This window comes from Haemophilus sp. SZY H68, from assembly GCF_018829685.1.
GTDB classification, from domain to species: Bacteria; Pseudomonadota; Gammaproteobacteria; order Enterobacterales; family Pasteurellaceae; genus Haemophilus; species Haemophilus haemolyticus_K.
This window is the reverse complement of the sequence record NZ_JAHKKB010000001.1, coordinates 451874-464581: the sequence shown is the minus strand read 5'-3', so window position 1 is coordinate 464581 and position 12708 is coordinate 451874. Positions and strand designations below refer to the sequence as shown.

The window sequence follows — 12708 nt, the reverse complement described above, 5'->3', positions numbered from 1 at the left end:
AGTGAAAAACATTGAGAAAATCAACCGCTCTTTTTAATTAGGAATCCTTATGACAACCTTATCAACCAAACAAAAACAATTTTTAAAAGGTCTTGCGCACCATCTTAACCCAGTCGTTATGCTTGGTGGAAATGGCTTAACCGAAGGTGTACTTGCTGAAATTGAAAATGCACTTAATCATCACGAACTCATTAAAGTAAAAGTTGCTGGTGCAGATCGCGAAACAAAACAACTTATTATCGATGCGATTGTGCGTGAAACTAAAGCAGCACAAGTACAAACTATCGGGCATATTTTAGTGCTTTATCGCCCAAGCGAAGAAGCAAAAATTCAGCTTCCACGCAAATAACAACAAAAGTGCGGTTATTTTCAACCGCACTTTTTTATTTAAATATAATTCACTTCAATAATATCAAACTCAACGACACCGCCAGGCGTTGTAATATTAACGGTATCATCTAATTCTTTACCAATTAAACCTCGCGCAATGGGAGAATTAACCGAAATCAAACCAGATTTAATATCAGCCTCATCATCGCCCACAATGCGATAAGTGACTTCTTCATCTGTATCCGTATTTACAAGCACAACTGTTGCACCAAAAATAACTTTACCATTATTTGGCATTTTTGTGACATCAATAACTTGAGCATTACCAAGTTTACCTTCAATCTCTTGAATACGACCTTCACAAAAACCTTGTTGCTCACGAGCCGCATGATATTCTGCATTTTCTTTTAAATCACCGTGCTCGCGGGCTTCTGCTATCGCCTTAATAATTTCTGGACGACGTACATTTTTTAAGAAATCCAATTCTTCACGTAATTGTTCTGCGCCACGCACAGTCATTGGAATTTGTTGCATTGTTTTTCCTTTTACTAAATAAAACAAAAACCACGTCAAAATCCTAAAATCTTGCCGCAGTATTATTAAAAATAAACTTGAAATGAGAAAATGATTTACTCAATTTCATTCGGGGCTTATTATTGTTCGTCTAAAAAAAAATAGCAACCATAACAAACCTAATATGAAAAAATTATCTTCAATTTCTACCGCACTTGGATCCTTTTTACTTTCCGTAAGCTTTAGCCTTCCAACCTTCGCAAACATTAATGTTTCAGATTTAACACAACAATTGCCTGAAGGCTCTAGCGTGGGTTTCATCGCAAAAAATGTAAATCAAAACCAAATTATCGCGGATTATAATGGCTCAACCTTTATGCTTCCTGCGAGTACACAAAAAGTTTTTACTGCCGTTGCCGCTAAACTCGCATTAGGCGATCAATTCCAATTTGAGACCGCTCTTTTAAGTAATGGGAAAATTCAAAATGGGAATTTAGATGGTCACTTAATCGTGCGTTTCACTGGCGATCCTGATCTCACAAGTGGCCAACTTTATAGCTTACTTGCAGAATTAAAAAAACAAGGTATCAAAAAAATTAATGGCGATTTAGTATTAGATACCTCTGTTTTTTCGAGTCATGACCGAGGGTTAGGTTGGATTTGGAACGATTTGACCATGTGTTTCAACTCTCCCCCATCCGCTGCGAATATTGATAACAACTGTTTTTACGCAGAACTAGATGCCAATCAAAATCCAGGTGAAACAGTAAAAATCAATGTGCCAGCACAATTTCCAATTCAAGTGTTCGGACAAGTCTATGTAGCGGATAGCAATGAAGCGCCTTATTGTCAGCTCGACGTTGTTGTACACGACAATAATCGCTATCAAGTAAAAGGATGTTTAGCCCGTCAATCTAAACCTTTTGGGTTAAGCTTTGCCGTGCAAGATACGGATGCTTATGCTGCCGCGATTATTCAACGACAATTAAGACAATTAGGTATTGAGTTTAATGGCAAAGTCATGTTGCCACAAAAACCACAACAAGGTCAGCTATTAGCTAAACATTTATCAAAACCATTACCAGATTTATTGAAAAAAATGATGAAAAAATCGGATAACCAAATTGCCGATTCATTGTTCCGAGCTGTGGCATTCAATTACTATAAACGCCCAGCATCCTTTCAATTAGGCACATTAGCGATTAAGTCGATATTACAAAAACAAGGAATTCGTTTTGGCAACAGTATTTTAGCCGATGGTTCGGGTCTGTCTCGTCATAATCTTGTGGCACCTAAAACGATGCTATCTGTTTTAGAATACATCGCCAAAAACGAAGATAAATTACATTTAATGGAAACTTTCCCCATCGCCGGTGTAGATGGCACGATCAGTGGGCGAGGTGGATTAATTAGCCCGCCATTAGTAAAAAATGTTATCGCTAAAACCGGTTCTTTGAAAGGGGTTTATAACCTAGCCGGATTTATGACAAATGCTCGAGGGGAAAAAGTGGCCTTTGTTCAATTTATTAATGGCTACTCAACTGGTGATTTAGAAAGCAAAACAAAACGAGCACCATTAGTACAATTTGAGAGTGGCTTGTACAACGAAATCTATAAATATTAATAAAACCTTCTAAAAAAACACCGCACTTAAAATGACAAAGTGCGGTGTTTTTTTAATTATTTAACATACTCATTACCTAAAAATAATGGTCCTAAATGTTTTTTAGGAATGCCAAATTTTTCAGGATAAATTACATCTACTAAATATAGTCCATCAGGTTTTGCAGTTGGTGCCGAAAGCTGACGATTTTTTTGCTCTAGTAGCCATTTCATCCATTCAATTGATTCTTTACCTGCACCAACTTCAATCAAACTCCCAACAATATTACGGACCATATGATGCACAAAAGCATTGGCTTGAATATCCACAATAATATATTGCCCAATCCGAGTAACTGATAAGTGATGAACATTACGCCACGGCGTGTTTGATTGACATTGTGCGGCACGAAAAGAGGAAAAATCATGCTCGCCTAGTAAATACTGACCAGCTTGATGCATTTTTTCTGCATCAAGATCTAAATAACAGTGAGTAATTCCTCCGTGTAAAATAGCAGACCGTAATTTGTTACAATAAAGAATATAGCGATATCGACGAGCCATCGCTGAAAAACGCGCATGAAATTCATCATCAACTTTTTTTGCCCAAGTAACCGCAATATCATCAGGTAAATTCGCATTTGTCCCGAATGTCCATGCTTTATCAGGGCGTACTGCACTGGTTTCAAAATGTACGACCTGCCCTGTTCCGCTCACCCCTGAGTCAGTTCTCCCAGCACAAAAAATTTCAATTTTTTCATTGGCAATAATAGAAAGCGCGTTTTCAAGTTGTTCTTGTATGCTACGCACATTTTCTTGACGTTGCCAGCCATAATAATTTGTGCCTTGATATTCAATACCTAATGCGATTTTCATCTTATGCCTTATTTTTGATAGAGTGAAATTATGGTAACGCAACTTTATAAGGTACGCAAATTTCATTATGTAAGAATAAACATATTTTTTATTAAATGATAACAATTACCATTGATATAAATTAACCTTTTAGATATACTCGTGCCTCTTTTTACCTATATCTAATCTACGGAAGCATTTTATGAAATTTAAATTAAGCCTAATTTACACCGCACTTTTTGCCGGAGTTTCGGTTTCTGTGTTAGCGGAAACACAACATAAAGCTAGTACTGAAACGATTGAACAAATTAACGTTCAAGATACAGGTATTAAACAAAATGGCTATCAAACAACAGGAACATCCGTCGTATCAAAAGCTGAAGTACCAGTATTCGACACGCCAAACACAGTAAATATTCTTTCAACCAAACTACTAGAAGATCGCAAATCTGAATCACTTATTGATGCGCTTTATAACATCAGTGGTGTGAGTCAAGCGAATACGCTAGGAGGTATGTTTGATGCAATCCAAAAACGTGGTTTTGGTGGAAACCGCGATAACTCAATTATGCGTAACGGTTTACAAGCCGGCCCAGCTAAAAACTTTAGCGCGACAACTGAAACCGTTGAAGTTTTAAAAGGTCCTGCATCTGTGCTTTATGGTATTCAAGATCCAGGTGGCGTGGTCAATATCATTACTAAAAAACCACAACAAACACCTCGTTATGTCATTGGTGGAACTTTAGGTAATCATAGCCTCTGGGGAACACAATTAGATTTCACTGGGGGTTTAGGAAATGGTTTTGCTTACCGCTTTATCTATGACAAACAAGAAAAGGACTACTGGCGTAATTTTGGAAAAGTGAAAAATACGACTTACGCACCGTCACTTTCTTGGGAAAATGATAAAACTAAAGTGCTTCTTTCTTATGAACACAAAGATATTCTTGAGCCATTTGATCGTGGTACAAATCTTTTAACAGCAACTAATGCATTACCAGATATTCCTGTATCGCGTCGTTTAGATGAACCAAATAATGAAACAACCGCAAAAACCGATAACATTGATTTTAAAATTGAGCACAAATTAAGTGATAGTTGGAAATTAAATGCGGGTTATAGCTATGCTCGTTACAAATATTTCTACAATCAAGCTCGTATTACAAATATTAACGTCACAGATGTTACTATCCCTGCAGTTAAAAATAAAAAGGGTGAGATTACCTCTCCTGAATTAAGCGCGCATTATGTACGCCGAGCCATTGAACAGCAACAAGGTGATCAACGTGTTCATAGCGGTACATTAAATATCGTTGGTGAATTTGGTATTGGTGATATTGCTAACCGCTTTGTAGCTGGTATTGATGCAATGCGTAATATTCGTGATCTTGGTCCAATTTATAACCAAGGTATCATGAATTCTGATATCAATATTGATAATCCAAACTATACTAGCCCTGTTGCGGCACATAAAAATGGTAACGGCAACGCCTACCAATATAACTATCTCAAAACCGTTGGTGTTTATATTCAAGATACCGCTTACTTTACAGATAACTTTATCATGACAGGTGGTTTGCGTTATGAGTACTTTGATCAATTTGCAGGACGTCATTGCTTAAATGCGGCAAACTGTAAAAAAGGTCAAAATCTAACAAAAACCGGAAATACCGATCAGCACGATGGCAAGTTATTGTATCAATTAGGTGCCGTATATAAATTTACGCCACATATTGCGACCTTTGCAAACTACTCTGAGTCTTTCCGTCCACAAATGAGTGTGGCAACACCTGTTAGCGGAGATTTAAAACCAGAACAAGGTAAATCTTTTGAAATTGGTGCAAAATACGAAAACTCTGGCTTCAATGCAACACTTGCATTATTCAATATCAGTAAACGTAATGTAGCTGAGACTGTTGGTTCTGGTTCAAATGCGCAATTGAATATCGTCGGCAAACAACGTTCTCGTGGTGTGGAATTCGATCTTAATGGTCAAATTACGGATAGTCTAAGCGTAGCGGCTAACTATACCTACACCAAGGTAAAATCACTTGAAAATGAGCTTTATCCTGATGCGGTAAATCAACAACTTTCAGGTGTACCAAAACATCAAGCTTCTCTATTCTTAGCTTATAACGTAGGTGAATTTGATTTTGGTAACATCCGTGTTGGTGGTGGTGCTCGTTATTTAGGTTCTTGGCATGCTTATAACAGTGATTACACAAAAGCATACAAATTACCTCATGCCGTGGTATATGATGCCTTTATTGCTTACGACACCAAAATCTCTGGCAAGAAAGTATCCTTCCAACTTAACGGTAAAAACTTAACAGATAAAACTTACTATCCATCTACCTCGGGTAATGCAACAAACACGTTAATCCCTGTTGCATTAGGTTATGGACGTGAATTTATCTTCAACACTAAAATTGAGTTTTAATTGAGCGCACAAAAAGGGCGAATACTTCGCCCTTTTTGTTTTACTTTTATGGATAATAAATGAACTGGCAAACCGAACTTAATAATAGTTTAAACTGGATTTTAACCGCACTTTTTTGGGTGATATTGTGCTTTAGCGTAACAATGTTAGCCTTAAAACAAACTACTTTCGGCAAAAAATTCTGGTGTATCGTGTCACCATCGATTAATAAAAAAACCAGCATTAAACTAATTTTAATGCTGTTAGTACTCTTTATGATGATATTGCTGGAAGTTAGATTTAGTGTGCTTAATTCATTCTTCTATAATGGATTATATAGCTCAATGCAAGAAATGAATATAGAAAAATTCTGGTTCTTTGCTAAACTTAATGCTCTTCTTGTACTTGTTCAAGTCATTCACTCGATTACTGATTACTTCTTCCGTCAAGTATTTGAAATTCGCTGGCTTGAAAGTTTAAACTCATCACTGATTCAACGTTGGCTAAATAATAAAAAATACTATCGTTTAAAATACGAACAAGATTTACCCGATAATATTGATCAACGTATTGAACAAGATGCTCGTGAATTTATTACTAGTACCGTACAAATTGTGCGTGGAATGATTAATTCTATTCTTACAACGATAGAATTTACTATTATCCTATGGTCACTATCTGGTGTATTAAGTCTATTTAGTTTAAATATTGAGAAAGGTGTCGTATTCTTTATTTATTCCTTTATTATCTTTGCAACTTTAATGTCAGTCTGGATAGGTAAACCTCTAATTAAACTAAATTTTAATAAAGAAAAACTCAATGGGGATTATCGTTACTCTTTAATCCGTGTACGTGATAATGCGGAAAGCATTGCTTTTTATCATGGTGAAAAAAAGGAACAACTATTCTTACAACACAAATTTACTCAAATAATTCATAACCGTTGGGCTATTGTATTAAAAATGCTTGGATTGGATGGATTTAATTCTGGAGTTACTCGAGTAGCAAAACTCTTACCATTAATGTTACAAGCACCACGTTTCTTTGCTGGACAAATTAAACTTGGTGATATGCATCAAACTGTACAGGCTTTTAACCGGTTAATGACTGCCCTTTCATTTTTTAGATTGTTTTATGAGCAATTTACACTCTATCAGGCTCGTTTAAACCGTTTATATGGTTTTATGAAAAAAATGGATGATTTAGATAATCAAGAGTTTTATCAACCATTTCTATGTTCTCATCGTGTCGCATTAAAAGACTTCGGTATTAAAGATGAAAAAGGTCGTGTATTACTTAATAATTTAAATATTAATTTAGTTAATGGTGATGCACTATTAATTCAGGGCGCATCAGGCACAGGGAAAACTTCATTATTAAAAGCAATTGCGGGAATTTATCCTTTTGAAACGATTGGTATTGCAGAACATCCTTGCTCTGGAAGTTTATTCTTACCACAACGTCCTTACATGCCACAAGGCACTTTACGGGAAGCAATTTGTTATCCTAATATCAATCCCAACCATCCAGATCTAATTCAAACAATGGAAGATTGTGCCTTAGGTAAATATATCCATGCCCTTGATCATATAAATGACTGGCAAGTTATTTTATCCCCCGGCGAATTACAACGTGTTGCCTTTATTCGTATTTTACTCACTAAACCCGATGTTGTATTTTTAGATGAAACAACATCTGCATTAGATGAAACAACTGAGTATTTGCTCTATCGAAAAATTCGATATCATTTACCTGAAATGATTATTTTAAGTATAGGCCATAGAAGTACACTTCAACAATTCCACAATAAACAATTGAAATTAGATATATGTTTATTATGTGAATAATCGTTTGTTTTAACATATTTTAGATAATAAAAAAGCGAACCAAACGTTCGCTTTTTATATAAATTTAATTTATAGCACTGAAACGTTAAGATCAGAACCGCCACCGACAATTCTAACCCGTTTTCCAGCTACAAAACTGCTGTCAGCCTTTTGAACAACAACGATCTCTTGACCATCATCTTTCTTAATTACAAGTTCAGCACCGTTTACTTGACTCATTTTTTCTTCGATTTTGCTTCCAGCTACTGCACCACCAATGGCGCCAACTACTGCTGCAATAGCTTGACCACGACCACCGCCAATTGCACTACCTGCAATACCACCTAAAGCACCGCCACCAAGTGTACCAACTACACCTTGATTATCAGCTTGGATTTTAACAGGACGCACAGAAACAATCGTACCATAAGTAATTGAACGAGCTTCTTTAGCTTGAGATGCACTATAAACATCACCGCTGAAAACATCAGTATTCGCACAACCAGTTACACCAAAGGCAACTAACAGTGCTAATGCCATACTTGTTTTTTTCATATGCTATGCTCCCTCTGAAAAGGAATTAAAGTGGATTTCTCGGAGAAAAAGTTGAAATGTTTTTAGTATTACCATTCTCAGATACTAAAACACAAGCACCAACAACTAAGGTTGAATCATACTTGTGAGTAAGCACAACTTGCTCACCATCTTGTTGACGACCTGAACAATCATTTTTACGGATGGTTAATTTAAGATTGTCACCTTCCATTTGGCTAAAAACGATTTGACCTTTATAAGCATTTTCATCTTTTTGGAAAGAAGAACAAGCACTTAAACCTACAGCTGCTAAAACCGCTAATGCAAGAGATAATTTTTTCATTTTGCTAAACCTCGAGTATTTTCTTTATAGAATAAGGATGAACCTTAATACAAGTATGATTTGATGTCTTATCAACAAAACTTACTGCAATAGATGGATTAGGCAATCTCTCGCCATCCACTTTAGGCTCGCTCACTTTAATGGTTAATTGAGTTAATTCGCTCCATAAAAAACGCATATTAATACGCTGTACCCATTCATTTATCGATTCATTCGGTAAAAATGGCATTACAACCTCAATATGCTCCCAACCCTCTACGGGATACCGCTTATTTTTAGGGAACGGAAGTTCAATAACATCAACGAACTGATTAGCGAATTTCACTGCTTTTTCTAACTGAATTAGATAAATCTTACGTCCGTTGACAATGTTATCGGACAAAATTCTACCGTATTTCAATAAAAGTGTCAGCCAGTTTTTTGCATTTTGTTCATTATTTACACGCACGGCAAGGTGATCGATCTCATAATTTGAAAAATCGATTGACATCATTTGAGCTAATTGTTGAATTTTTTTTTCAAATTCCGCCAAATCAGAAAAAAGTGCGGGTGATTTTTCCTGTAAATTTGTCATTTTGTCCCTTTGAGAAACTCATAAAGAACGGTATCATAGCCGATTATTTTCATTATTCAATTTGAACATAGGAAAAAACGTGAATATTCAATCTATTTTATCCGACAAAATCAAACAAGCTATGATTCTTGCTGGAGCAGATCAATCTTGCGATGCGCTTGTTCGTCAATCAGGAAAACCACAATTTGGCGATTATCAAGCCAATGGCATTATGGCTGCGGCGAAAAAATTAGGTTTAAATCCACGAGAATTTGCTCAAAAAGTTTTAGATAATGCTCAACTATCTGATATTGCAGAAAAATTAGAAATCGCAGGGCCGGGCTTTATCAATATTTTCTTAAATCCAACTTGGCTAACAACTGAAGTTTCAACTGCGCTTTCCCAAAAGAATTTAGGTATTCAAGCTACGGATAAACAAACGGTTGTGATTGATTATTCATCTCCAAACGTAGCAAAAGAAATGCATGTAGGTCACTTGCGCTCTACTATCATCGGTGATGCGGTTGTGAGAACCCTAGAATTTTTAGGTCACAATGTCATTCGTGCAAACCATGTTGGTGACTGGGGAACACAATTCGGAATGCTTATTGCTTATCTTGAAAAAATGCAAAACGAGCATGCGAGTGAAATGGAATTGCAAGATCTTGAAGCCTTTTATCGTGAAGCCAAAAAACACTACGATGAAGATGAAGTTTTCGCTGAAAAAGCGCGTAATTATGTTGTGAAATTACAAGGCGGTGATGAATATTGCCGAGCGATGTGGAAACGTTTAGTTGACATCACGATGCAACAAAATCAGCACAACTATGATCGCTTGAATGTGACTTTAACCGAAAAAGATGTGATGGGTGAAAGTCTTTATAATCCTATGTTACCAAGCATCGTAGAAGATCTTAAAAAACAAGGTTTAGCTGTAGAAGATGATGGTGCATTGGTTGTTTATTTGGATGAATTCAAAAATAAAGAAGGCGACCCAATGGGCGTGATCGTTCAGAAAAAAGACGGCGGTTTCCTTTACACTACAACCGATATTGCTGCAGCAAAATACCGTTATGAAACATTAAAAGCTGATCGCGCACTTGTTTTTTCAGATACTCGCCAAAGCCAACATATGCAACAAGCTTGGTTAATTACTCGTAAAGCAGGTTATGTACCAGACAGTTTCTCTTTAGAGCATAAAAACTTCGGGATGATGCTTGGTAAAGATGGTAAACCATTTAAAACCCGTACCGGTGGCACGGTGAAATTAGCCGATCTATTAGATGAGGCGATTGAGCGTGCCACTGTATTAATTAATGAAAAAAATACAAATTTATCTAATGATGAAAAAGAAGCCGTGATTGAGGCTGTCGGTATTGGTGCGGTTAAATATGCGGATCTCTCCAAAAACCGCACTACTGATTACGTTTTTGATTGGGATAACATGTTAAGCTTTGAAGGTAACACTGCACCTTATATGCAATATGCTTATACCCGAATTCGTTCGATCTTTAATAAAACAGATATAAATTCGACCGCACTTTTAGCAGCACCTTTAACGCTTGAAAATGATAAAGAAAGAGCGCTTGCAATTAAACTTCTACAATTTGAAGAAGCAGTGCAAACTGTCGGAAAAGAAGGCACACCACACGTGCTTTGTGCTTATTTATACGAACTAGCAGGCATATTCTCGTCATTCTATGAATATTGCCCAATTTTAAATGCTGAAGATGAGTCCGTAAAATTAAGCCGTTTGAAATTGGCATTATTAACGGAAAAAACCTTAAAACAAGGTTTAGAGTTACTCGGTATTAAAACCGTAGAAAAAATGTAATTTAGATAATTTTAAAATCCCTTTCTTACGAAAGGGATTTTTTATGCTTATTTATAGAATAAAAAAAGTGCCCCAATGGGGCACTACTCGGAAAGCAAAATAGATGTCGGCTATTTAAGATAGCACTTGTTTTTAGTGGTTTCAGAATAAAGAAATCCGATCAGTTATGCAAATACATATTTTCAGATTTGTGAAGTTGGTCACGGTTTTTTTATCAAAATCAAGTTTTTTAAGCTTTTAAATAGGAAAACTCGAGAAAAAGACTAATAACAGCGGTGGTAATAAATTTGTCACCATACCAAAAGAAATGGCGATAGGCGTCACTTCAATTCCGCCTGATTTTTGAATAATAGGCAATGTACAATCTAATGCCGTTGCGCCTGTAATCCCAATGGCTGTAGAACGATAATGTTGCATAAACAATGGAATTAAAAATAAGCTCAATATTTCACGCGATAAATCATTGAAAAAAGCAATACTGCCCTGCATCGGTCCCCAAGCATTTGTCAGCACGACGCTTGATAAAGAATACCAACCAAATCCCGATGAAAAGGCTAAACCTTGAGTAATCGGCATACTTAGAAAAAATGACGAAATAACGCCACCAATTAAAGAACTTAGGATAAAAATTGCCCCCATCATTAAACCTTGCTTATTTAATAAGACTTCTTTCAAGGAAATGCCGTTATTGCGAAGCTGAATCCCGACAAAAAAGATCAATGCAATAAGCACGTAAAGATTGGAACCATGTGGGAAATGCAACCAATCATTGCACAACCAACCTAAAACGACGCCGATCATCACTGCACTTAATAATTTAATTGAGTCCATTAACGAATGCCAACGAGATGGCAATTCTCCCTGTAAATAATTAACAGGCTTAGGCAAAGTGCAGTCATAAATAGCCAAACCTACGATATTACAAGTCAAAATAATAGCCGATAGTCCTAAAGCGGTCATACCAATAATTGGCAATTTTTGTTCTAAATGCTCGAGTTGCCCAAGCATAAATCCCATCATAAATAAAATGATGTAAAGCAATAACATCACAATTTTATTAATGAACGCCAACGCATTTTGATTCTGTATTTTGACTAAATAACCCAACATCATCGGCACAAGCACGATAAGCAATCCGTTAATAATTTCTTCCATTGTTTTCCTTTTTGTAGATCACTGCACTTTATTTAATTTTCAAAGATAATTTGAATAAATATTACAGTAAAAATAAAAATTACTTATACAAGCAATAAAATCATACTGCTTATAATATATATTTTTTATCAATCTACCAAATGCTCAATGTACAAACGCCAATCTTAGATACTTTGTATCTTTACTCTGTAAAAATGGAATATAAAAAGCGGCTTAAAAATAAGCCGCTTGTCATCGTTATTTTTCAGCAAACACTCGAATTTGCTCTGCCCCTAAATGCCCTGGCACAGTTTTCTTCACATTTAAATCAGCATCTAAAAATAGATTAAACGGATAACCTCGAACATGAACACGATCAATAATATCACCATTTTCATCTAGCAAGACTTTAATATTTTTATATTCTAGCCCTTTGTACCACTCAATAAAATCAGCAGTGCCTTTTTCGCCTTTGTGATCGGGCGAAACAATGGTTATGACTTCAAATCCACGATCTTTTTCCGCACTTAAATCATCAATTTCAGCTAAGCCAGCCAAGCAAATTGGACACCAAGATGCCCACATTTTTACATACACAGGTTTGCCTTTATATTGGCTTAAAGTAACTGGCTGATTGTTTAAGTCTTTGAGTTGAACATCCGCCAAATTAGTTTGTGCAAAAGTGTTTAGGCTGAATGCCATTAAAAATATTGATAGTAGTTTTTTCATTGTTTTTTTCCTTTTATAGATTTCTTTTGTTGAGGT

12 protein-coding genes are annotated in these 12708 nt (G+C 36.0%); 5 read left to right on the top strand and 7 right to left on the bottom strand.

Going from position 1 to position 12708, the window contains the following annotated elements; translation table 11 throughout:
* Window positions 1–49 precede the first annotated feature (49 nt).
* The gene (gene yhbY, locus KP712_RS02215; protein ID WP_005628915.1) at window positions 50–349 is read left to right on the top strand and encodes a ribosome assembly RNA-binding protein YhbY; all 300 of its coding nucleotides are present in this window, start codon (window positions 50–52) and stop codon (window positions 347–349) included.
* 38 nt (window positions 350–387) lie between these two features.
* Here yhbY and greA read toward each other — a convergent pair whose 3' ends face one another.
* Window positions 388–864: a transcription elongation factor GreA gene (gene greA / locus KP712_RS02210; RefSeq protein WP_005628917.1), complete on the bottom strand. Its 477-nt coding sequence runs from the start codon at window positions 862–864 to the stop codon at window positions 388–390.
* A 163-nt stretch (window positions 865–1027) separates the two neighbouring features.
* Here greA and dacB point away from each other — a divergent pair, with 163 nt between their 5' ends.
* Window positions 1028–2467, top strand: a complete 1440-nt coding sequence (dacB, locus tag KP712_RS02205) for a serine-type D-Ala-D-Ala carboxypeptidase (RefSeq protein WP_070046994.1) — start codon at window positions 1028–1030, stop codon at window positions 2465–2467.
* Window positions 2468–2523: 56 nt separating this feature from the next.
* Here dacB and truA read toward each other — a convergent pair whose 3' ends face one another.
* Entirely contained in the window at window positions 2524–3321 is a 798-nt protein-coding gene (gene truA, locus KP712_RS02200) for a tRNA pseudouridine(38-40) synthase TruA (protein ID WP_111407350.1), read from the bottom strand.
* Window positions 3322–3502: 181 nt separating this feature from the next.
* Between truA and KP712_RS02195 the strand changes: the two genes are divergently transcribed.
* Together KP712_RS02195 and KP712_RS02190 are read left to right on the top strand one after the other, a co-directional pair.
* Window positions 3503–5740 carry a TonB-dependent siderophore receptor gene (locus KP712_RS02195; protein WP_215770499.1) on the top strand — a complete coding sequence of 746 codons (2238 nt, stop codon included), beginning with the start codon at window positions 3503–3505 and terminating at the stop codon, window positions 5738–5740.
* A 59-nt stretch (window positions 5741–5799) separates the two neighbouring features.
* Entirely contained in the window at window positions 5800–7566 is a 1767-nt protein-coding gene (locus KP712_RS02190) for an ABC transporter ATP-binding protein/permease (RefSeq protein WP_111407348.1), read from the top strand.
* A 69-nt stretch (window positions 7567–7635) separates the two neighbouring features.
* Here KP712_RS02190 and KP712_RS02185 read toward each other — a convergent pair whose 3' ends face one another.
* From KP712_RS02185 to KP712_RS02175, 3 genes are read right to left on the bottom strand one after another with little or no spacing between them, the layout of a single operon-like run.
* Window positions 7636–8100, bottom strand: a complete 465-nt coding sequence (locus tag KP712_RS02185) for a glycine zipper 2TM domain-containing protein (RefSeq protein WP_111407347.1) — start codon at window positions 8098–8100, stop codon at window positions 7636–7638.
* Window positions 8101–8125: 25 nt separating this feature from the next.
* Window positions 8126–8422 carry a hypothetical protein gene (locus KP712_RS02180; protein ID WP_111407346.1) on the bottom strand — a complete coding sequence of 99 codons (297 nt, stop codon included), beginning with the start codon at window positions 8420–8422 and terminating at the stop codon, window positions 8126–8128.
* A gap of 4 nt (window positions 8423–8426) precedes the next feature.
* Complete coding sequence (locus KP712_RS02175) at window positions 8427–8996, bottom strand: VOC family protein (protein WP_111407345.1); 570 nt, start codon at window positions 8994–8996, stop codon at window positions 8427–8429.
* 79 nt (window positions 8997–9075) lie between these two features.
* Between KP712_RS02175 and argS the strand changes: the two genes are divergently transcribed.
* Window positions 9076–10809, top strand: coding sequence for an arginine--tRNA ligase (argS, locus tag KP712_RS02170; protein ID WP_111407344.1), 1734 nt, complete (start codon window positions 9076–9078; stop codon window positions 10807–10809).
* Window positions 10810–11046: 237 nt separating this feature from the next.
* Here argS and KP712_RS02165 read toward each other — a convergent pair whose 3' ends face one another.
* Together KP712_RS02165 and KP712_RS02160 are read right to left on the bottom strand one after the other, a co-directional pair.
* Window positions 11047–11964: a lysine exporter LysO family protein gene (locus KP712_RS02165; RefSeq protein WP_165818721.1), complete on the bottom strand. Its 918-nt coding sequence runs from the start codon at window positions 11962–11964 to the stop codon at window positions 11047–11049.
* A 237-nt stretch (window positions 11965–12201) separates the two neighbouring features.
* On the bottom strand, window positions 12202–12672 hold the full coding sequence (locus KP712_RS02160) for a redoxin family protein (RefSeq protein WP_111407343.1): 471 nt from the start codon (window positions 12670–12672) through the stop codon (window positions 12202–12204).
* Window positions 12673–12708 lie beyond the last annotated feature (36 nt).